This is a genomic window from Curtobacterium sp. 1310 (assembly GCF_017834105.1).
Classification (GTDB): Bacteria; Actinomycetota; Actinomycetes; order Actinomycetales; family Microbacteriaceae; genus Curtobacterium.
In genome coordinates, this window is record NZ_JAFICY010000006.1 from 90,474 (window position 1) to 111,738 (window position 21,265).

Here is a 21,265-nt window from a genome sequence, read left to right on the forward strand (position 1 = left end):
CGCGGGCAGGGCCCGTGTGTGCCTTCCGGATGATCGGTGACGCATCCTCCGGTGCCTGTCACCGCGCCGTTGTAGCATGCACGACACCTGTCCCGAGACGAGGAGGCCTGCGTGCCGGACCAGACCGACCAAGCCTTCCCGATCGAGCACGTGCGAGCGGTGGGCGACGACGTCGTCGCAGCCGTCTCCACCGTGGTGGACGGCAAGGTCGACGCCATCCGCACGGCGTTCACCGTGATGCTCGCCGAGGGGCACCTGCTCGTCGAGGACGTCCCCGGCGTCGGCAAGACCGTGCTCGCGAAGGCGCTCGGTGCCTCGGTCGGCGGGACGGTGAACCGCATCCAGTTCACCTCGGACATGCTGCCGTCCGACGTCACCGGTGTGAACATCTACGACCAGTCGTCGGGCACGTTCCGGTTCTCGCCGGGCCCGGTGTTCGCGAACGTCGTCATCGGTGACGAGATCAACCGCACGAGCCCGAAGACCCAGTCGGCCCTGCTCGAGGCGATGGCCGAGGCGCAGGTGACCGTCGACGGCGTGACCCGGCCACTGGAGTCGCCGTTCATGATCGTCGCGACCCAGAACCCGATCGACATGGAGGGCACGTACCCGCTGCCCGAGGCCCAGCGCGACCGGTTCATGGCCCGCATCGCGATGGGGTACCCCAGCGCGGACGCCGAGCGCCAGATGCTCGCGGCGCGCGGGACCCGCGACCCGCTGTCCGCGCTCCGACCGATCGTCGACGTGCAGACGCTGCGGGCGATCGTGCACGCCGTGCGCGGGGTGCACCTGGCCCACGACGTCGAGGCCTACATCGTCGCGATCGTCCGTGCCACCCGCACGCACCCGGACCTCGTGCTGGGCGCGAGCCCTCGCGCCACCCTGCACCTGGCGCAGGCCGCTCGTGCCCACGCCGCGCTGCTCGGTCGCCCGTTCGTCACCCCCGACGACGTCGCCCACCTCGCACCGGTGATCCTGTCCCACCGTCTCGTCCCCGTCGCCCGCGGGCTCGGCGGGGCCGCCGAGGACACCGCGCGCGACGTGGTCGTCCGGATCGTGTCCGACACCGCCGTGCCGTTCGCCTCGGCCGCCGTCCGCTCCTGATGCCCGACGGCAGCGGACCCTCGACGTCCGCGCTGCGTGCGGGCGCGGTGCGGTCGTGGGTGCTCCGCACCGGGCGACGCGGCGCGGCCATGCTCCGCCGGACCCCGTTCCCGCGGCCGACGGCCAGGGGGTGGACGGTGCTCGGGTCGGGGATCGCCCTCGTCGGCGGTGGTCTCGTCGCCACGACGAGCATCGCCGTCTCCGCCGGGCTCCTGCTGCTCGTGCTGCTCGTGCTCGGGATCGTCATGGCACTCGTCGTCGCGGCGCCGCTGCGTGCGACCCGGTCGACCGCCCGCTCGGTCGTGCAGGTCGGTGAGGTCCACCGCGAGCGGATCACCCTGCGGGGGACGTCGCTGCCGATCGGGCCGCGGACGACCCTGCTGGTGCGGGAGCAGCTCGAGGACGCCCTCGCGAGCGTGTCCGACGCGCAGACCTACGCCCTGGTCGGCCCGAACGAGCCCCCGGCGGTGCTCGACGTCGAGGCCCTCGCGATGCACCGGGGCCGCACGCTGGTCGGTCCGGTGACCATCCGCGTCGAGGACCCCTTCGGCCTGCTGCGCATCGACCGGCCGGTCGTCCCCGCCGAGGAGGTCGTGATCGTCCCCGCATCCACCACCCTCGGCGCGATCGACACCGGTGCGCTCGCGGGTGCCGTCTCGGCGGACGAGGGCCGTGTGGGTCAGGGCGGTTCCGCCGACGACAGCGAGCTCCGGCCGTACCGGCAGGGCGACCCGATCCGCCGCGTGCACTGGGCACAGAGCGCCCGACGCGGCGAACTCCACGTCCGCCAGACCACGCAGGCGCAGCCGCCGGAGGCCGTCATCGCCATCGACCTCCGCCGAGAGTCCTACCAGGCGCTCGGCCGCGACGACCTCGCGGAACTGAGCGACCTCGGTGGCGACGCCGCGTTCGAGCACGCCGTCGTCGTCGCCGCGAGCGTCGCCCGTGCCCTCAGCGCGCGGACGTCGCGCGTGGTGCTCGTGAGCGACGACACTCCGGGCGCGGGACGGCACACCGGCGACGTCGGCAGCCTGACGGACCTGCTCGTCGGACTCGCCGACGTCCGGGTCCGCTCGGACGCCCGCCCGGTCACCGAGGTCCTGTCCGACGTGCACGGTCGCGACGTCCACGGCATGACCGCCGTCGTCACCGGCCGGTGCACCGCCGAGCAGGCCGCAGAGCTCGTCGCCGCGACGAGCGGGTCCAGTCGCGGCATCCTCGCGACCATCGTCCCGCCCGACCCCGTGGTGCGCGGCATCCTCGACCGTGCCGGTTGGCGGACCCTGGTCGTGCCCGTCGCGGGCGCGCAGGCGCACGGGAGCACCCGGTGAGCGGGACCTCGACCGCCGACCGCGTCAGGACGCCCACGCGCAGCGGCCGCCCCGAGCGTCCGGCCGAACGCGACGACGCCCCGGGGCCGTGGGTCGTCGCCCTGGCACCGCTGCCGGTCCTCATCGCGGCGCTCGCGATGCGTCCGCTCGTGCAGGGCACCGCCTGGTGGCTGTCCGGCGTCGTCTTCACGGCGGTGCTCGTCGCCGTCGTCCTCGCCGTCCGCCGTCGCGCTCCGGGCGTGCGCTTCATCGCCCTCGTCGCCACGCTGGTGGTCGGGTCGTGCGTCGCCGCGGTCGTCAACGACGTCCACCCCCTCGGCTGGCTCGACCGCGAGGGAGCCCTCGGCGAGGCGCTCGCCGCGATCCGGCTCAACCCCGCGCCGCTGCCGCAGAGCGACGCGATCCGCTTGATCGTCACCGTCGCGATCGCCTGGGTCGCCGGGGTGACCCTGTTCCTCGCCGCGATCGCGCCGACCGTCGCGCTCGCGGCCGTGCCCGCGCTGGTCGTGCTCATCGTCCCCGGTGTCGTCACGGGCGAGCCCGCCTCGCCGGTGCTCGTCGTCCTGGTGGGGGCGGCGTTCCTCGGCCTCCTCTGGCTGTCCGTCCGACCGGTGCAACGGGCGTTCCCGGCCGCCGTCGTGGGCGCGATCGGGCTCGTCGTCGCCGTGGGGCTCCCGGTGCTCGTCCCGATCAACGCCAGCTGGCTGTCCGGCGTGACGGGCGCGCTGCAGGCCCCGATCCAGCCCGGTCGTCCCGGCACGCTGCTCGAGCTCGGCCGCGACCTCCGCCAGCCGAACGAGCTCGAGGTGTTCCGCTACCGCACCGCCGACGGGCAGCCGGAGTACCTCAAGCTCGCCGACCTCGACGAGTTCGGCACCGGCGACTGGGTGCCGACCGTGACCGACGCCAGCACCGCGGAGACCGCGGACCAGCAGCAGTGGGCGGTCGGGATCAACCCCCGTCTGGCGAGCCGCGGCGACCTGACCGTGCGGATCACCGGGCTGTCGAGCAACTACCTGCCCGTGCCCGGCGGCGCCGTGTCGCTCGAGTCGCAGTCGACGAACCTGGACCTGTCGCAGTGGCGCTGGATGGGGGACTCGAGCACGGTCCGGTCGACCGGTCCCGTGACCCAGCGCGGTTCGACCTACCAGGTCTTCGGCGCCTCGACCTGGTCGGGAGAGTACCTCGACGCGATCGCCGCGAGCGGGATCCTCGGGCGCACCGACGGCCGTGGGTTCACGGCGCCGAGCGAGACGCAGCTCCGCACCGACCTGGCACTGCCCGAGGACCTGCCACGTGACATCCGGGCGGCGGCCCAGCGGGTGGCCGGCGGGCTGCCGAACGACTACGCCCGCGCGCGTGCCCTGGAGCAGTGGTTCCGGAGCGACCTCTTCACCTACTCCGAGACGGCCCCCGTCGAGCAGGGCTACGACGGCGACAGCATGGACGTGATCGACACGTTCCTGCGCGTGCGCCAGGGCTACTGCGTGCACTTCGCGTCGTCGATGGCCGTGATGGCGCGGACGCTCGGGATCCCGTCGCGCATCGCGGTCGGGTACCGGGCGAGCAGCGACCAGACGGAGGACGGCGAGTACACCGTCTCGAACCGACAGCTGCACTCGTGGCCCGAGCTGTACATCCGTGGCGCCGGTTGGGTGTCGTTCGAGCCGACCCCGAGCTCCGACGCCGCAGCGCAGGCGGGGACCGAGTCGTCGGCGACGCCGGCTCCGGCCCCGTCGGAGACGCCGCTGCCGGCCCCGGGAGAGACCGCTCCTGCCGAGGCCTCGCGCACCCCGACACCCTCCGCCTCGACCGGAGCGGGCGCGGCGGCCACGACGGGCGGCGGCGCCGGACCCGGTGCCGCCGGCCTGGTGGTCGGACTGCTGCTCCTGCTGGCGGTGCTCGTCGCACCCGGGGTCGTCCGTGTGGTGCGTCGGCGCCGACGGCTCGCCGCGGTGCAGGCGGGACGTTCGCCCGCACTGCAGGCCTGGCGCGAGGTGCTCGACGACGTCGCCGACCACGGGTACGCACCGGGGCTCGCGCCGCCGGGTGACGCCGCCGCAGCAGCGCGGACGGCGCGAGCGGTGCGCGGTCGGCTCGTCGGGACCGTCCCCGCGAGCGTGCTCCCGCACCTGACGAGCATCGTCGATGCAGTCGACCTGGAGCGCTTCGCCGCGGACGGTGCGGCGGGCGTGGACACGGCAGCACTCCGGCGGGCCGTCCTGGAGGCTCGTGTCGCCCTCGACGCGTCCGTCCCGCGGGCGCGCGTGGTCCGGGCGCGGCTGTTCCCGCCGAGCCTGCTGCCCTCGTCCGCGTGGTCCCACGAGGGCCGGCAGCGCCGGCGCACGGCCTAGCCGCCGCGCGGCGGCTACGCGCCGGCCGTGCCGGGCCGGGCGTGGTGTGGCGTGCTCGCGCACAACGGGGAGCACGTCGCGCCGCGGAATCGCGTGGCGCGACGTGCTTCCGGTTGTGCGGACGGCCGCGGCGGGACTCGGCCGCGGCCGCCGCGGTCGAGTCAGCGCCGCGGGCGCACGACCGCGGCGGCTGGGCCGGCTGGGCCGGCCGTGCCGGCCCGGGCCTGGTGCGGCCTCGCCGGGCCGGGCGTGGTGTGGCGTGCTCGCGCACAACGGCGAGCACGTCGCGCCGCGGAATCGCGTGGCGCGACGTGCTTCCGGTTGTGCGGACGGCTGCTCGCGCCCCGCCGCGCCGGGCGCATGCGCCCTGCCGCGCCGGCGCGCATGCGGCGGCGCCGCCGCCGCGGCCGCGTCAGCGACGCGGGCGCACGACCGCGTCGACCAGGCTCGCGATGACGTCGCCGGGGTTCACCCCGGGCAGGGCCGGCCCGTCGAACACGATCCCGGTGTTCGCGCCGATGAGCAGCGTGGCGAAGTCCTCGAGCGGCATGCCCGGCTCGACCTCGGGGTGCGCCCCGAACCACGACCGGACCAGGTCGAGCACGCCGTCCTGCAGCTCGCGCCGCTGCCGGACGAACTCGGGCATGAACTCCGGGTCGCGGAGTGCGTACCCCCGGAGCTCCGAGACGAGGGCGAACTGCCGACCCTGGTCGTACCGCCCGAACGCCGCCCGGACGACCTCGGCGATGCTCGCGGCGGCGACGTCCTCGTGGACGACCTCCTGGAGCGCGGCGAGGATCCGGTTCGTCGAGCGCTGCATGACCTGGGCGACGAGGTCCTGCTTCGACGTGAAGTTCGAGTAGACGGCGCCCTTGCTGAAGCCGGCGCGAGCGGCCACGTCGTCGAGCCGGGCGCCGTGCACGCCGGACTCGGCGAAGACGTCGGCTCCGGCGACGAGCAGTCGTTCGCGCACCTCGGCGCGGGGTGTCCGGGGGTTGGGGGAGGAAGCGTCGTCGCGCATGGGTCCTGGTCCGTGATCGTCGTCGTGGACGGTGGTGCGCCGTCCTGTCGATCCCCGCGCGTCGGTGGCGCACGGGCCGTGCCGCACCCGGTCCGGTGCGACCCTCGGAGACCTGCCGCGCCGCGCGTCGTGATCACGCGCGGCACCAGCGAAGCCCCCGGCCCCGTCGCTCGGTGGACCGCCACGTTCGGGTCGTGTCGGTGCGTCGAGGACGGTGGTCACCGGGTCGGTACCCGGCGGGAGCGATCGTACCGCGGCAGGCCGCTGCAGCGACGGGGTCGTGCGTCGTCCGGACGGTGGGCCACCGCCGTGCCCGGGTACCGACCGGAGCCCGGGCAGAGGCGCTGACCGAGGCGCTGACCGAGGCACCGGCCGGGGTGCTGACGGGCGCTGACGGAACGCCGACCGCGGCTCGTCAGACGCCGTCGGGTGTGTCCCGGTCGCTGCGGACGGCCCCGTCGCCGGTTCGGCGTCCGGGTCGACGGAGCAGCCGGATCGCGTCGGGGCGCAGCCGTCGCCCGCGCTGCAGCAGTGCGCCGAGCGTCGACTTCGGCTGCCACTCGCGACCGTTCGGCAGCCCCCAGCCGCGCTTGACGGCCCCGTACCGGAGCCCGAGCGACAGCACGATCGCGGCGATGATGCCGATCGACGGCGATCCGAGGTACGAGGCGACCACCATCACCGCGGACGCGGCGACGGCCACGGTGGCGTAGAGCGCGTTCCCGCCGAACACCGCGGGCACGCGACGGAGCAGCAGGTCGCGCATCGCCCCGCCGCCGACCGCGGTGATGGTGCCCATGATGATCGCGGCGGGCCAGCCGAGACCGGCGTCGAAGGTCCGCTGGACCCCGACCACGGACCAGAAGCCGATGACGGCGGCGTCCAGCACGGTGAACAGTCGGTCCCAGGTGAGCTCCGAGAACGACACGAAGAATGCGACCAGTGCGCCGGCGATCGCCACGGGCAGGTAGAGCGGGTCGACGAGCGCGACGGGCGGCCCGTTCTGCAGCAGGGTGTCGCGGAGCATGCCGCCGCCGAGGCCGGAGACGAAGCCGACGACGAGGAAGCCGAACAGGTCGAAGTCCATCGTGCGTGCGAGCGAGCCGCCCAGCAGTGCCGAGGCGAACACGCCGGCGAGGTCGAGCACGTTGGTGACCGACGCCAGGGCCTCCGGGGTCAGCACGTTCATGAGAACAATCAAACCCCACGTCGCCGGAGTGGCGGGCCGAGCGCTGGTTAGGTTAGCCTCACCTTCGCCATGATCGCCACCCTCGTCATCGGCCTCCGCGAAGGCCTCGAAGCGACGCTCATCGTCGGCATCATCGCCGCGTTCCTCCGTCGCAACCGCGCGCCTCTCGCCCCGATGTGGGCCGGCGTCGGGCTCGCCGTCGCGCTGAGCATCGCCGTCGGCTTCGGCCTGCAGCTCGTCGAGCAGGCACTGCCCCAGGCCCAGCAGGAGGGCATGGAGACGGTCATCGGAGCCGTCGCCGTGGTCTTCGTCACCGGGATGATCGTCTGGATGCGCACGCACGCGCGCACGCTGTCGCGGGACCTGCAGGCCAGTGCGTCGGCGGCGCTCGGACGGGGGACCGCCTGGGCGCTGGCGGGCATGGCGTTCCTCGCGGTCCTCAAGGAAGGGTTCGAGACCTCGGTCTTCCTCCTCGCGACCTTCCAGGCGTCGTCGGACACCGGCACGGCAGCCGTCGGTGCCGTGATCGGCATCGCGGTCGCGGTGGCGGTCGGGTACGGCATCTACACCGGCGGGGTCCGCCTCGACCTCGGCCGGTTCTTCACCGGTACCGGCGTCTTCCTCGTCTTCGTCGCCGGCGGCCTCGTGCTCACCGCACTGCGGCACGCGCACGAGGCCGGGTGGCTCGTCATCGGCCAGCAGCGCACGGTCGACCTCGGGTGGCTCGCCCCCAACGGGTCGCTCCGCGGCGCCCTCGTCACCGGCGTCCTCGGGATCCCCGCCGATCCGCGCGTCATCGAGGTGCTCGGCTGGTTCCTCTACGTCGTGCCCGTCCTCGCCGTCGCGGTCTGGCCGCGCCGCTGGCGTCCGTCGCCGGCCCGCGTCCCGGTGGTCCGCGCGGCGGTCGCCGCCGGGCTCGCGGCCACGGCCGTCGTCCTCGCCCTGGTCGTCCCGAGCACGGACGTCGACCTGCCGCGCACGACGGCGGTCACCGGTGACGCACGGTCCGTCACGGCGGACGTCGACGGTCCGGCAGCAGTCCTGCGCGTCTCCGGCACCGGCCGGGAGGCACGACGCACCCTCCCCGCGTCGGCCCACCGCCGCGTGACCCGCTCCGGCGTCGCCGCCGACCGCTGGCAGGTCACCGAGGACGTCCCGGTCGCCGGCCGCCCCACCTCGCTGACGCTCGACGACCTCGTCGGCCTCTTCGGCCGGGTCCCCGTCGGCATCTCGCCGAGCACGGACCCCGGGCCGTTCACGGCCCGCTGGTCCGTCCGCGAGACCGTCACCCTGACCACCGTCGGTGGGGGTGTCCTGGACGCGACCCGCTCGGAACGCGACGTGCTCACACTGCGCGGTGGGGGCCTCCCGGCCGCCCGGACCACCACGCTGGAACGCACGGTGTGGGCGGTGCCGACCGACCGCGTCGACCGCGCGGCCGCGGACCTGGCCGCGGCGCACACCCGCGCTGCCGAGCTGCGGCTCTGGAGCACCTGGCTGCCGATCGCGCTCGCCGTCGCCGCCGCCGCACAGGCGTTGCTCGCCCTCCGCGACCGTCGGCGCGCCGTCGCCCCACCGACCACCACCCCCGGAACCGACCCGTCGCGCGGACCGCCCGCCGACGTCCCTGCAAGGAGCCTCGACCATGCCGTTCGGTAGGACCGCCCGCCCCCGCGCCGCCCACCCCCTGGCCGCCCGCCCCCTGATCGTCCTCGGTGCGCTCGGCACCGTCACCGCCCTCGCCCTGTCCGGCTGCTCGACGGGGTCGCCCGCCGACGACAGCTCGATCAGCACCGGGAAGCTCTCCCGTGTCACCATCACCCTGACGAACGACGGCTCCGACGCCTGCGCCGTGTCGACCACGAAGGTCCCCGCGGGCCCCGTCACGTTCACGGTGCACAACGAGTCGTCCACCGCCATCACCGAGGTGGAGCTCCTGCAGGACCAGCGCATCCTCGGCGAGAAGGAGAACCTCGCCCCGGGGCTCGACGCCGTCCGCTTCACCGCCACGCTGAGCGGTGGGGAGTACCAGGTCTACTGCCCGGGTGCCGAGCACGAGCTCACCGACCTCACCGTGACCGGCAAGGCTGCGTCGACCGCGAACAGCAGCGCGGCCACCCTGCTCGCCGACGGAGCGAAGGGCTACGCGACCTACGTCGACGGCCAGGTCACCGACATGGTGGCGGCCGTGCAGCAGCTGCAGCACGACGTGGACGCCGGCGACCTCGACGCGGCGAAGCGCGACTACGCGGCGGCCCGTCCGTTCTACGAGCACGTCGAGAGCGACGTCGACGGCTTCGTCAAGAAGGGGTTCTCGGCCACCGACAACGCCGGCAACCTCGACTACCTGATCGACATGCGCGCGTCGAACCTCGACGACGCCGTCGGCTGGAGCGGCTTCCACGCCGTCGAGAAGGACCTGTTCCAGGCCGGCGCGATCACCGCGTCGACGAAGGAGACCGCGGCCGCACTGACCGCCGACGTCGAGCTCCTCGCGAAGCGCGTGCCGTCGATCGAGTACAAGCCCGAGGACCTGGCGAACGGCGCGGCCGGGCTGCTCGAGGAGGTCCAGTCGAACAAGATCACGGGCGAGGAGGAGGCGTACAGCCACATCGACCTCGTCGACCTCGCCGCGAACGTCGAGGGTGCCCGACAGGCCTTCGCGTACCTCAAGCCCGGCCTGACGAAGGTCGACCCGGCGCTGACGAAGCAGATCGCCACGCAGTTCGACACGACGAACACACTGATGGACGGCTTCCGCGACGCGGACTCCCTCGGCGGCTTCGCCACGTGGGACACCGCCGCGAAGGCGAAGGACGCCAACCGCATCTCGCAGCAGGTCCAGGCGCTGCAGGACCCGCTCTCGCGCCTGGCCGAGAAGGTCGCGACGGCGTGAACGACTCCCGCTTCTCCCGCCGCGGGCTGATCGGTGCCGGGCTCGCGGCCGCCGGTGCGGGCGTGGGTGCCGTCGCGGGTGTCGCCGGGTCGGCCGCCGCCACCGGCGTCGACCCGTTCACCGCGGCCGCGAACGGCGACGAGTCCGTCGACCTGTCGCAGTCGGTCCCGTTCTACGCGACCGCCGCCCGGCAGCCGCAGGGCGGGATCCGCACGACGCCGCAGCGGCACTGCGTCTTCATGGTGTTCGACCTGACGGCGTCCACCGCGACCGAACTCCAGGTCCTGCTCGCCCGCTGGTCGGCCGCGATCGCGCAGCTGCAGGCCGGCCGGACGATCGGCAGCGTCGAACCCGTCCACGGCGACGGTGTGGGAGCGGACACGGGCGAGGCGCTCGACCTCGGCCCGGCGTCACTGACCGTCACCGTCGGGCTCGGGCCCGGCGTCTTCGACGAGCGCTTCGGCCTCGCCGCGAAGCGTCCGGCGCACCTGGCCGCGATCCCGCCGCTGCCGAGCGACGACCTGGACGCGCAGCTGACCGGCGGCGACCTGTCGCTGCAGGCCTGCGCCGACGACCCGCAGGTGGCGTACCACGCGGTCCGCGACCTGGCCCGGATGGCCCGCGGCACCGCGACCGTGCGGTGGACCGTGATCGGGTTCGGCCGCGCCTCGGCCGGTCCGACGCAGTCGACGCCGCGCAACCTGATGGGGTTCAAGGACGGGACGCGGAACGTCACGACGGACGACGAGTACGACCGGTTCGTGTGGCTCGACCGCGGAGCCGACTGGATGGCCGGTGGCACGTACCAGGTGGTGCGGAAGATCCGCATGAACCTGGAGACCTGGGACGCCGACGTCGTCTCCGACCAGCAGCGGGTGTTCGGCCGGACGAAGGTCGAGGGCGCGCCGCTCTCCGGCGGGTCGGAGCACACGACGCCGGACTTCCACGCCCGGGCGCCGCACGGCACCGACGCGGACGGCGGGACCGCGATCGACCCGCGCTCCCACGTCGCCCTCGCGGCGCACGAGAACAACGGCGGCGTGAAGATCCTGCGCCGCGGGTACAACTACACCGACGGGCTGAACCAGTACGGGCAGCTCGACGCCGGCCTGCTCTTCGCGGCGTACGTGAACGACCCGGAGCACGTCACGCGGCTGCAGCGGAAGCTCGGTGCGTCCGACCGCCTGAACGAGTACGTGTCGCACATCGGGTCCGGGGTGTTCGCCGTGCCGCCGGCACCCCGCAAGGGCTCGTACATCGGGGAGCAGCTCTTCCACTGACCCCGGCGGGAGTCGAGGTGGGTGCCCTCCGTCGTTTCCCTGGAGACGGAGAGCACCCGCGCCGCGGAGTCCGGCGGACGGAACCACCGCCCGCCCCCTGGGGGGACGACCCGGCGCGACGCATCGCGATGCGACAGGGGGAGCGTACCTCGCGGGACTGCCCCTGAGCAGTCCCGTTCTGGGATCGGACAGCGGAACGGGCCGCCCCACCAGGTGGGACGGCCCGTCGCGTCGTCGGCCGGGAGGCGCGGTGTCAGTCCGTCAGGACCGGCCCGTCCTCGACGGCGCGCTTCCGGCGTGCGAGCACCAGCGCCACGGCGCCGGCGAGCAGCAGGACGCCGGCGGCGATGCCCGGGAACACCAGGTCGGCGCCGGTGAACGCCAGGTCGCCGCGAGCGGCGTCCGGTCGGTCGGCGTCCACGACACCGGTGCCCGCGCCGTCGGCACCGCCCGCGCTGCCGTCGCCGTCGGTGTCGCCGCTGCCCGGCAGGCCGGGACCGGGGGTACCCGGGTCGGTCGGCTCGCCGGTGCCCGGCTCCGGCTCGACGGCCGTCTCGACCGGGACCGTCACGGCGAGGGTCACGGTCTGCCCGTTCGGCAGGGTGAGGACGAGCGGCTGGTCGGTCGTCGCGGTCGGGGCGGCGGCGCGGGCAGCAGCGGTCGGAACGGCCGTCGGCTCCGTGTCCGCGGCAGGCGTGCCCGGCACGGTGAACGCGAGGGTCGCGCGACCCTGCTCGTCGGTGGTGTCGACGACCGTCGTGTCGACCTCGGCGGACGCGAGCTCCTGACCACCGGCGCTGACCGAGACGGTGCCGCCCTGGTCGGCCGCGTTGCTGAAGGTCAGGGACGACAGGTCGATGCGGACGTCGTCGCCGGGGCCGAAGCCGCCGGCAGGTGCCTCGGAGACCCGGACGCCGACGGCCCGCTGGTCCTCCTGGACCGCGACGGTCGGGTGTGCTCGGAAGTACTGGACCTGCGCCTCGAGGTCGACCATGCCGCTGTCCTGCTTCGCGGCGGCGTCCTTGAAGGCGGCGAAGTTGTCTCCGCCGGTCGCGAGGAACGAGTTCACCGTGACCTTGTAGGTGCGGTCGGACGCGATCGGGTCACCGTCGAGGGTCATGCCCGTGATGCGCTCGCCGGCCGTGGCCAGCGGGTCGTAGGTGTAGCTGAAGCCCTCGGAGACGCCGAGCTTGAGGAAGGGGCGGCTCGCGGTCGACGGCTGCCACTGCTGCTCGAGCGCCCGCCGGATCTGGTCGCCGGTCAGGTCGAGCACGACGAGCGTGTTCGCGAAGGGCTGGACGACCGCCGCTTCCTTGTACGTCACCGCGCCGGAAGCGATGTCCGCGCGGAGACCGCCCGGGTTCATGAAGGCGATCTGCGAGCCCTGGCGCTGCGTCTGGTCACGCTGCACCTCGGCGACGAAGTTGCCGAGGGTGGACTCGCCGCCGCGGTTCTCCGACCCGTTCGACTGCACGGCGCGCTGCAGGTCGCGGTCCACCGTGCCCAGCTCGACGGCGCCGAGGCGGTCGGCTTCCTGCACGGCGGCGTCGACCGTGGTCTGCACGGCGGGGTCGGGCGTGTACGTGCCGTCGACCAGGCGCAGGTTCTCGGGCGTCGCCGCGGTCACCGTGCCGTCCGCGGCGACCGTGAGCTCGACGTGACCGAGGTTGAAGCCGTACGAGCCGGTCTGGATCACGGGGCGGGCGACGGTACCGCCGGTCGGGACGACCGAGTAGGCGTACGTCTGGTGCGTGTGGGCGGACAGGATCGCCGAGACCTTCGGCGTGACGCCGTGGACCGCGCGCGCGAAGTCGGAGTCGTCGCCGGGCGCGACCTCGGCGGGGGACTCGGCGCCGTCGTGCACGAGGAGGACGAGCACGTCGGCCTCGTCGTTCGCCGTGTCACCGTCGGTGAGCTGCGCCGCGACCTTGTTCACCTCGGTCGTGATGTCGCCCATCTCCAGTCCGGCGATGCCGTCCGGAGCGACGAGTCCCTGGCCGACGAGGTCGACCGTCGCACCGATGAACCCGACGCGCTTGCCGCTGATCTCCTGGATCGAGTACGGCTGGAACGCGGGTTCGCCCGTGGCCGAGTCGAGGATGTTCGCGGAGACGTAGTCCCACTGTGCCGCGCGGACGCCCTCGCCCTGGCCGCCGATCACGCGGTCGCGCAGGTCGTCCTGGCCCTTGTCGAGCTCGTGGTTGCCGATGGCGCTGACCGACAGGTCCATCTGGTTGAGGACGTCGATGGTGGGCTGGTCGTCCTGGATGAAGGACTCGAACGTCGAGCCGCCGATGTTGTCGCCGGAGCTGACGAAGGCGGACGTCGAGGGATCGGCACCCCGGAGCTGCTCGAGTGCACCGGCGAGGGTCGCGGCACCGGCGGCGTCGCCGTCCCGCGGTGCCGGAGCACCGGCGGAGTCCTTCGAGATCGACTGCGCGATGCGGCCGTGGAAGTCGTTGACGTTGTAGAGGTCGATCGTGGTGTCGCCCTCGGCGGCGAGGGCGGCGGACGGGACGGTCAGGGCGGTGAGGACGCCGGCGGCGACCAGGGCGGAGGCCCCGGCCAGGCGCCGGCGACGCGGGGGAGTGTGAGCGTTCATCACCGCAAGAACCTATGAACTCCCACAGCCGACGCGCCAGGGGTTGCCGCAACACGTCACGTGGTGTTCACACCACGGGGGACGTTCCTCCCGTTCGGGGGACAACCACGGCGGGATCGGCGTCAGTCCCGGCCCAGCGCGCCCTTCACCCGCTCGACGGCCTCGGCGGCCATGGCCTTCGCCGAGTCCTTGATGACGCCGATCTCCGCCGGGTCGCCCTTGAGCAGGCTCTTCGCGGTGTTCACCGCGTACTCGGCGGTGATGTGCGGCGGCAGCGGCGGCACGTTGCGGCTGACGTAGGCGTCGATGAGCGTGACCCCGGGGTTGGCGAACGCCCGCTCCACGGCTGCCTCGACCTCATCGTCACCGTGCACCGCGATGCCCTCGAAGCCGAGCAGCCGGGCGTACCCGGCGTAGTCCATCGACTCGACGTCCTGCGACCCGGACCACATCGGGTTGCCGTCCTCGGTCCGCATCTCCCACGACACCTGGCCGAGGTCGTCGTTGTGCATGACCACGATCACGAGCTGCTGGTTCGGCCACTGGGCCATGTACTTCTTCACCGTGATGAGCTCGTTCATGCCGAGCATCTGGAAGGCCCCGTCGCCGATGGTGCAGACCGCCGGGGCGTCCGGGAAGGCGAACTTCGCCGTGACGGCGTACGGCATCGCCGCGAGCATCGTCGCGAGCCGTCCGGACATGTCGCCGTGCATACCGCGGCGCAGCCGGATGTGGTGGCCGTACCAGTCGGCGGTGGTCCCGGCGTCGCAGGTGACCGTGACGCGCTCGGGCAGGCGCTCGTTCACGGCGCGGATGACGCGTCGTGGGTTGACGCCGTCGTCGTACGCGACCTCGGCCTGGCGGTGCATCTCCGCTTCCCACTCACGCATCTCGCCGGCGAGCTTGTCCTGCCACGTGGTGTCCTGCTTGTCGCGCAGCAGCGGCATGACCGCCTGCAGTGTCGCACCGACGTCGCCCCACAGGTTGAGCTCGGTCGGGTACCGCAGGCCCATCTGCTCGGGCTTGATGTCGACCTGCACGCCGCGGGCCTGACCGGAGGCGGGCAGGTACTCGCCGTAGGGGTAGTTCGAGCCGAGGAGCACGATCGTGTCGCACTCCTTGACCTGGGTCAGGCTCGGGCGCGAGCCGAGGAGCCCGACCTGCTGCGTGTGGTACGGCACGTCGGAGGGGACGACGTCCTTCCCGCGCAGGGCGGTGATGATGCCGGCGCCGGTCTTCTGGGCGGCCTCGAGCACCAGGTCCGTGGCGCCGCGCGCGCCGGCACCCACCAGGAACGTCACGCGCTCCCCGGCGTTCAGGATCTCGGCGAAGCGCGCGATCTGGTCCTGCGGCGGCACGATCCGGGTCGAGGGGGCGACGTCGCTCGACCGGGACACCCAGTGCTCGGCGGCCGGGGCCTCGTACGCCATCGCCTGCACGTCGTGGGGGAGCACGACGACGGCCGGCTGCTTCCGGAGCATCGCCGTCCGGAACGCCGTGTCGACCACGACGCCGACCGCGTCCGGCGTGGCGACGGTCTCCACGTAGCAGGCGACGTCGGCGAACACGCGCTCGAGGTTCGACTCCTGCTGCGTGAACGTGCCGATCGACGCCAGGCCCTGCTGCCCGACGATCGCGACGACCGGCTGGTTGTCCATCTGCGCGTCGTACAGCCCGTTGAGCAGGTGGAACGCGCCGGGGCTCGAGGTCGCGACGCAGACCCCGACCTCGCCGGTGAACTTGGCGTGCGCGGTCGCCATCAGCGCGGCGATCTCCTCGTGCGTCGGGCGGACGTACTCGAGCTCCCGCTCGCTGCCGTCGGCCTTGCCGAGCGCCCCGTCGAACGCACCGATCCCGTCCCCGGGGTAACCGAAGACGCGCGAGACGCCCCATGCCTTGATGCGGTCGATGACGAAGTCGCTCACGGTCGTGCTCATGAACCCACCGTGCTCGGCGGTTCCTGTACGCGCTCAGGTCGCCCGGAGGACGTCAGGCGACGGGAAGCCACGTCCCGTCGGCCGCGCTGGCGACGACGGCCTCGATGACCGACGCCGCACGAGCACCGTCGGCGAAGGTGGGGAGCCCCTCGGGCCACGCCGAACGGTCGCCCTCCGCCCGGACCGCCGCGTAGGTGTCGGCGACGAACGCCGCGAAGGCGTCGAGGTACCCCTGCGGGTGCCCGGCCGGCACGACCGCCAGCCGACGCTGGTCGGGGAACCCGAGCGAGGGGTCGCGCACCACGATCTGGGCGCCGCGCTCGTTGCCGAACCACGCCGCCTCGGGCTGCTCCTGGTCGAAGGCCGCCGACCCGAGGGTGCCGTCGACCTCGAACCACAGCCGGTTCTTCCGCCCGGCCGCGACCTGCGAGACGACGACGTTGCCGATGCGCCCGGTGCCGGTGCGGAAGGTCGCGACGGCCGTGTCCTCCGTGGTGACCTCGGCCCGCTGCCCGGCGTCCGCCACCGGGTCGGGGTCCGGCGAGCCCGAGAACGACGGCCCGGAGGCAGCCGGACGGGTCGGGTAGACGATGTCGGTCGCGGCGCTCACCGCGGCGAACGGGTCGCCGGTCACGAACTCGACCAGGTCGCACCAGTGCGAGCCGATGTCCGCGAAGGCCCGGGACACCCCGCCGGCACCGGCGTCCACCCGCCAGCTCGAGGCGTCCTCGTCGAGCATCCAGTCCTGCAGGTAGTGGCCGTGCACGGCGAGCAACCGGCCGAGCTCACCGGCGGCGATGCGGGCACGGATCTCCCGGACGACCGGGTGGTACCGGTAGACGAACGGCACGGTCGCGACGACGCCGGCCTCGTCGGCTGCGGCGACCAGCTCGGCGGCCTGCTCGGCGCTGATCGCGAGCGGCTTCTCGCACACGACGTTGATCCCGGCGCGGACGACCGCGAGCGACTGCGGGTGGTGCTGGTCGTTCGGCGTGCAGACGTGGACGACGTCGGGGGCGTCGGCGATCACCTCGTCGAGCGAGGCGTAGCCGCGGGGCACGTCGAGCTGTGCGGCGACCTGCTCCGACCGGGCCGGCGTCCGGCCGAGCACCCCGACGACCTCGGCGCCCGCGGCCCGTGCCGCACGGGCGTGCACCCCCGCGATCATCCCGGTGCCGACCACGGCGACGCGGATGCGTCGCCCTCCGTACCCACTGCTCATGGTGCTCCCTCGCGCCGGACTCGCCCCACCGTACCGACGCAACCCGGCCACGCGCCGGAACGCGTGAGTACGGTCGGGGGCATGTCGAGCCTCCAGACCAGCCTGCTCATCCTCGGAGCCAGCGGCGACCTGTCCAAGCGACTGCTGCTGCCCGGTCTCGCCACCCTCCTCGAGGTCAAGGACGACTGGGACGTCCAGCTCGTCGGGGCCGGCGTGGAGGACATCTCGGACGACGACTGGAAGGCGCAGGTGCGCACGTCCTTCGAGAACGCGCAGGCGTCGAAGAACGAGGAGGACGAGGGCGCGCACGACGGCGGCGAGAAGCTCAGCCGGCGGCTCGTCGAGGTCATCGAGGCCTCGACCTACCGCAAGGCCGACGTCACCGACGCCGACGACCTGGGGGCCCTGCTCGACGCGTGCCACCACGACCCGGCGATCTACTTCGCGCTGCCGCCGGCCGTGACCGAGAAGAGCTGCGCCGTCCTCAAGGACCTCGACCTGCCCGGTGGCACGCGGCTCGCGCTCGAGAAGCCGTTCGGCACCGACGCCGAGAGCGCCGAGCACCTCAACGACCTGCTGCACTCGTTCCTGCCCGAGGAGCGCATCCACCGCGTCGACCACTTCCTCGGCCGCTCCACGGTCCTCAACCTGCTCGGGCTGCGCTTCGCGAACCGCATCATCGAGCCGCTGCTGTCGTCGGCGCACGTCGACCGCGTCGACATCGTCTACGACGAGACCCTCGGGCTGGAGGGCCGCGCGCGCTACTACGACAAGGCCGGTGCACTGGTCGACATGATCCAGAGCCACCTGCTGCAGGTGATGGCCGTCGTCGCGATGGAGGCGCCTGCATCCATCGACGCCGACGACCTCCGCACGCAGAAGGAGCTCGTCCTCCGCGCCGTCCGGCCGTGGGGCGAGGACGTCGTCGCCGCCGGCAAGCGTGCGCGCTACACCGCCGGCACGATCGGCGACCGTGAGCTGCCGTCCTACGTCGACGAGGACGGCGTCGACCCGTCGCTCGGCACCGAGACCCTCGCGCAGCTCACCCTCGAGGTCGCGAACTGGCGCTGGGCCGGCGTGCCCTTCACGCTGCGGTCCGGCAAGGCGCTGGAGCAGCAGCGTCGCGAGATCGTCATCACCTTCAAGGACTCGCCGCACGTGCCGAACGGGCTGAGCGGCGCCGAGCGTCCGGACAAGCTGCGGATCTGGATCGCCCCGGACGAGATGCAGCTCGAGCTCAACGTCAACGGTCCCGGCGACCCGTACACGATCGACCACACGGCGCTGTCCGTGAACTTCAACCCCGGTCGGCTCAGCGCCTACGGCGAGGTCCTGGCCGGCGTGCTCGAGGGCGACGCGACGCTGTCGGTGCGCGGTGACAGCGCGGTGCAGGGGTGGAAGGTGGTCGAGCCGTTCCTGCGTGCGTGGCGCGACGGGAAGGCGCCGCTCGACGAGTACGCGGCCGGGTCGGCCGGTCCCGACAGCTGGGACAACATCGACTGCTGACGTCGCGTCGGCGGGAGGCGCGGTGCCGGACGGGAGGCGCGTGGCGGGGCCGCCACGCGCCTCCCGTCCGTCTGCCGGTCGCGCGGCGTAGCGTCCGGTGACGTGAAGACCACCGACGACGTCCTGTCCACCGTCCCCGTCCCCGCCGGCTCCGACGTCCGCGTCGAGCCCGTCCGCTACGACCACGAGGGCACCGCGCTCCTCGGTGTGCTGGCGAAGGACCACGCCGTGTCGGGGCCCCGCCCCGCCGTCCTCGTGATCCACGACTGGCACGGCGTCAACGAGCACGTCGAGGCCCGGGTGACGATGCTCGCCCGTCTCGGCTACGTCGCCTTCGGTGCGGACGTCTACGGCGAGGGCGTCCGTCCCGGCGACGACACCGCCGGCGAGGTCGCGGGCTCGTTCTACCAGGACCTGCCGCTGTTCCGCGCCCGGCTGACCGCGGGGCTCGACCGGCTGCGCGAGGACCCTGACGTCGACCACTCCCGCATCGTCGTGATGGGGTACTGCTTCGGCGGCTCCGGCGCGATCGAACTCGCGCGCACCGGTGCGGACCTCGCCGGCGCGGTGTCGTTCCACGGTGGCCTGATCGTGCACGAGCCCTCGGACGCGTCCGCGATCCGGGCGAAGCTCCTCGTGCTCACCGGGGGAGCGGACCCGATGGTGCCGGACACGACGGTCGCCGAGTGGCAGGACGAGATGCGCGCGGTGCCGTCGGTCGACTGGCAGGTCACCACCTACGCCGGCGCGATGCACGCGTTCGCGGTGCCGGGCACCGATGCGCCGGACCACGGGGCGCAGTACCAGGAGCGCGCCGACCGCCGCTCGTGGCAGGCGTTGCAGGTGTTCCTCGCCGAGGTGTTCGACGAGGAGCCGACCGTGGTCTGAACGGCGCGACACGCCGAGGGCTCGGTGCGGCGCGGCTCGATTGGCGTTCCGCGCCGCACCTGTTGTAGAGTCTTCCACGGCCGCAAGGCCAGCATCGGTCGCAAGACCGGATGCGCTCGTAGCTCAATGGATAGAGCATCTGACTACGGATCAGAAGGTTGGGGGTTCGAGTCCCTTCGAGCGCACATCTGAGAAGGCCCCGTCGCACTGCGACGGGGCCTTCGTCGTTCCCGGGCCCATGTCGTTCCCGGGGCCTTGTCGTTCCCGGGCCTCCGTCGTGTTCGGGGTTCGGCGCCGGACAGCGCCAGCCGACGCTCCCAGGGACGCCTCTGTGCAGAGTGCACCGGTTCACCTGCCGGTAACGACATCGTGCACGTGTACCCGCTCCCGTCACGTCACTACGGTTGCCGCAACCCGGTCGCCCCGACCGGCTCCCCGTCCCCCAGGAGCACCCGATGGCCAGTGCAGCGTCAGCACCACCAGCCCCGTCCGTCGTCGTCGACGACCACTCCCTGTCCCGCGTCCCCGCCTCCGCCCGCTACGGCTGGTTCCAGGTCGCGGTGCAGCGGTTCGGCCAGATCTCCGCCCTGTCCCAGTTCCTGCTCGGTGCCACGCTCGGCTTCGGCATGGGCTTCTGGGAGGCGTTCTGGGCGATCACCCTCGGTGCCGTGATCCTGGAGATCGTGTCGGTCTTCGTCGGCATCATCGGCATGCGCGAGGGCCTCAACACCTCCGTGATCGCGCGGTGGACCGGGTTCGGCAAGGCCGGCTCCGCACTGGTGGGCCTGGCGATCGGCCTGAGCCTGATCGGGTGGTTCGGCATCCAGTCCGGCGTCTCCGCCGCCGGGCTCGTCGCGATCCTGCCGGTCCTGCCGGCGTGGGCGTGGTCACTCGTGTTCGGCCTGCTCGTCACCGCGATCGTGCTCCGCGGCTTCCACTCCATGCAGTGGCTCGCCAACATCACGGTGCCGCTGTTCCTGGTCCTGGTGGGCTGGGCGGTCGTCGTCGAGCTGAGCCAGCACTCGATCGCCGAGCTCGCCGCGAAGGCCCCGGCCGGCCCGGAGCTGAGCTTCGTCGCGGGCACCACCCTCGTCGCCGGAGGCTTCATCGTCGGCGCGGTCATCACGCCCGACATGACGCGCTTCAACCGCTCGGTCGGCGACGTCGTCAAGCAGACCGCGCTCGGCGTCACGCTGGGGGAGTACGTCATCGGGCTCGCGGGCGTCCTGCTCGCCCACGCCGTCGGGTCGTCCGACATCACCCGCGTCATCACGTCGAGCGTCGGCTGGGTCGGCATCCTCGTGATCCTGCTCGGCACGTTCAAGATCAACGACTGGAACATCTACAGCTCGAGCCTCGGCGTCACGAACTTCATCGACGTGGTGTTCGGCAGGAAGGTGAACCGTGGTGTCGTCACCCTCGTGCTCGGCATCGTCGGGTCGGTGCTGGCCGCCGTCGGGTTCCTCGACGCGTTCACCCCGTTCCTCATCGTGCTGGGTGTCGTGTTCCCGCCGATCGCGGGGATCATGATCGCCGAGTACTTCGTGGTGCAGCGCTGGCGCCGTGAGCTCAGCGAGAGCGAGGGCCTGCCGGCCACGAGTCCGACGTGGGTCCCGGCGACGCTCGTCATCTGGGCGGTCGCGGCACTGGTCGGCTACTTCGTCGCGATCGGCATCCCGTCGATCAACTCCGTCGTCATCGCCTTCGTGCTCTACGTGATCGCCGGCAAGGCCGGATGGGTCCGCGGGGTCGGCGTGAGCCGCACCGAGGACGCGCCGGCAGCGGTCGGCGACGGCACGACGAGCGACGCCCCGGCGGCGGCACCCGCGCCGGCACCGGCGCCCTGAAGCCGGCGGTCGGCGCCCCCCTGCCGACCGCCACCTCGTCGCCGGCCGTGCCGTGGCCCCCTGACCCGGACACGGCACGGTCGGCCCG

14 protein-coding genes and 1 tRNA gene are annotated in these 21,265 nt (G+C 73.1%); 10 read left to right on the top strand and 5 right to left on the bottom strand.

Features of this window, described 5'->3' with window-relative positions; translation table 11 throughout:
• Positions 1–111: 111 nt before the first annotated feature.
• From JOD95_RS14235 to JOD95_RS14245, 3 genes are read left to right on the top strand one after another with little or no spacing between them, the layout of a single operon-like run.
• The gene (locus JOD95_RS14235; protein ID WP_235426362.1) at positions 112–1,104 is read left to right on the top strand and encodes a MoxR family ATPase; all 993 of its coding nucleotides are present in this window, start codon (positions 112–114) and stop codon (positions 1,102–1,104) included.
• Positions 1,104–2,435 carry a DUF58 domain-containing protein gene (locus JOD95_RS14240; RefSeq protein ID WP_209685619.1) on the top strand — a complete coding sequence of 444 codons (1,332 nt, stop codon included), beginning with the start codon at positions 1,104–1,106 and terminating at the stop codon, positions 2,433–2,435. The genes JOD95_RS14235 and JOD95_RS14240 overlap by 1 nt, the downstream gene beginning before the upstream one ends.
• Complete coding sequence (locus JOD95_RS14245; protein ID WP_209685621.1) at positions 2,432–4,789, top strand: DUF3488 and transglutaminase-like domain-containing protein; 2,358 nt, start codon at positions 2,432–2,434, stop codon at positions 4,787–4,789. The genes JOD95_RS14240 and JOD95_RS14245 overlap by 4 nt, the downstream gene beginning before the upstream one ends.
• Positions 4,790–5,201: 412 nt before the next feature.
• On the opposite strand, the gene JOD95_RS14250 is transcribed toward JOD95_RS14245, so the two are convergent.
• Entirely contained in the window at positions 5,202–5,810 is a 609-nt protein-coding gene (locus JOD95_RS14250; protein WP_209685623.1) for a TetR/AcrR family transcriptional regulator, read from the bottom strand.
• Between the two features lie 415 nt (positions 5,811–6,225).
• Positions 6,226–6,999, bottom strand: coding sequence for a trimeric intracellular cation channel family protein (locus tag JOD95_RS14255; RefSeq protein ID WP_066655795.1), 774 nt, complete (start codon positions 6,997–6,999; stop codon positions 6,226–6,228).
• 69 nt (positions 7,000–7,068) lie between these two features.
• Here JOD95_RS14255 and efeU point away from each other — a divergent pair, with 69 nt between their 5' ends.
• The 3 genes from efeU to JOD95_RS14270 are packed head-to-tail and all read left to right on the top strand — an operon-like array spanning position 7,069 to position 11,175.
• Positions 7,069–8,658, top strand: a complete 1,590-nt coding sequence (gene efeU / locus JOD95_RS14260; protein ID WP_209685624.1) for an iron uptake transporter permease EfeU — start codon at positions 7,069–7,071, stop codon at positions 8,656–8,658.
• On the top strand, positions 8,645–9,895 hold the full coding sequence (gene efeO, locus JOD95_RS14265; RefSeq protein ID WP_209685626.1) for an iron uptake system protein EfeO: 1,251 nt from the start codon (positions 8,645–8,647) through the stop codon (positions 9,893–9,895). The genes efeU and efeO overlap by 14 nt, the downstream gene beginning before the upstream one ends.
• Complete coding sequence (locus JOD95_RS14270) at positions 9,892–11,175, top strand: Dyp-type peroxidase (RefSeq protein ID WP_209685628.1); 1,284 nt, start codon at positions 9,892–9,894, stop codon at positions 11,173–11,175. Before efeO ends, JOD95_RS14270 begins: the two co-directional genes overlap by 4 nt.
• A gap of 253 nt (positions 11,176–11,428) precedes the next feature.
• On the opposite strand, the gene JOD95_RS14275 is transcribed toward JOD95_RS14270, so the two are convergent.
• The 3 genes from JOD95_RS14275 to JOD95_RS14285 form a co-directional block, all read right to left on the bottom strand.
• The gene (locus JOD95_RS14275) at positions 11,429–13,777 is read right to left on the bottom strand and encodes a bifunctional UDP-sugar hydrolase/5'-nucleotidase (RefSeq protein WP_209685630.1); all 2,349 of its coding nucleotides are present in this window, start codon (positions 13,775–13,777) and stop codon (positions 11,429–11,431) included.
• Positions 13,778–13,899: 122 nt separating this feature from the next.
• Positions 13,900–15,714 carry a thiamine pyrophosphate-requiring protein gene (locus tag JOD95_RS14280; RefSeq protein ID WP_209685632.1) on the bottom strand — a complete coding sequence of 605 codons (1,815 nt, stop codon included), beginning with the start codon at positions 15,712–15,714 and terminating at the stop codon, positions 13,900–13,902.
• 52 nt (positions 15,715–15,766) lie between these two features.
• A complete protein-coding gene (locus JOD95_RS14285) occupies positions 15,767–16,936 on the bottom strand; it encodes a Gfo/Idh/MocA family protein (protein ID WP_245172416.1) in 1,170 nt (389 codons plus the stop codon).
• 81 nt (positions 16,937–17,017) lie between these two features.
• On the opposite strand from JOD95_RS14285, the gene JOD95_RS14290 reads away from it, so the two are divergent.
• The 4 genes from JOD95_RS14290 to JOD95_RS14305 all read left to right on the top strand — a co-directional run bounded on the left by JOD95_RS14290 (position 17,018) and on the right by JOD95_RS14305 (position 21,177).
• Positions 17,018–18,442 carry a glucose-6-phosphate dehydrogenase gene (locus JOD95_RS14290; RefSeq protein WP_209685634.1) on the top strand — a complete coding sequence of 475 codons (1,425 nt, stop codon included), beginning with the start codon at positions 17,018–17,020 and terminating at the stop codon, positions 18,440–18,442.
• Positions 18,443–18,544: 102 nt separating this feature from the next.
• On the top strand, positions 18,545–19,330 hold the full coding sequence (locus JOD95_RS14295) for a dienelactone hydrolase family protein (protein WP_066655775.1): 786 nt from the start codon (positions 18,545–18,547) through the stop codon (positions 19,328–19,330).
• Between the two features lie 112 nt (positions 19,331–19,442).
• Positions 19,443–19,515, top strand: a tRNA-Arg gene (locus JOD95_RS14300).
• 270 nt (positions 19,516–19,785) lie between these two features.
• Positions 19,786–21,177 carry a cytosine permease gene (locus tag JOD95_RS14305; protein ID WP_209685636.1) on the top strand — a complete coding sequence of 464 codons (1,392 nt, stop codon included), beginning with the start codon at positions 19,786–19,788 and terminating at the stop codon, positions 21,175–21,177.
• Positions 21,178–21,265 lie beyond the last annotated feature (88 nt).

Bases quoted from the DNA above. Each gene is read 5' to 3' on its own strand.
- JOD95_RS14280 (WP_209685632.1), bottom strand. From the start codon at position 15,714: ATGAGCACGACCGTGAGCGACTTCGTCATCGACCGCATCAAGGCATGG.
- JOD95_RS14275 (WP_209685630.1), bottom strand. From the start codon at position 13,777: ATGAACGCTCACACTCCCCCGCGTCGCCGGCGCCTGGCCGGGGCCTCC.
- JOD95_RS14305 (WP_209685636.1), top strand. From the start codon at position 19,786: ATGGCCAGTGCAGCGTCAGCACCACCAGCCCCGTCCGTCGTCGTCGAC.
- efeU (WP_209685624.1), top strand. From the start codon at position 7,069: ATGATCGCCACCCTCGTCATCGGCCTCCGCGAAGGCCTCGAAGCGACG.
- JOD95_RS14255 (WP_066655795.1), bottom strand. From the start codon at position 6,999: ATGAACGTGCTGACCCCGGAGGCCCTGGCGTCGGTCACCAACGTGCTC.
- JOD95_RS14240 (WP_209685619.1), top strand. From the start codon at position 1,104: ATGCCCGACGGCAGCGGACCCTCGACGTCCGCGCTGCGTGCGGGCGCG.
- JOD95_RS14290 (WP_209685634.1), top strand. From the start codon at position 17,018: ATGTCGAGCCTCCAGACCAGCCTGCTCATCCTCGGAGCCAGCGGCGAC.
- efeO (WP_209685626.1), top strand. From the start codon at position 8,645: ATGCCGTTCGGTAGGACCGCCCGCCCCCGCGCCGCCCACCCCCTGGCC.
- JOD95_RS14250 (WP_209685623.1), bottom strand. From the start codon at position 5,810: ATGCGCGACGACGCTTCCTCCCCCAACCCCCGGACACCCCGCGCCGAG.
- JOD95_RS14285 (WP_245172416.1), bottom strand. From the start codon at position 16,936: ATGAGCAGTGGGTACGGAGGGCGACGCATCCGCGTCGCCGTGGTCGGC.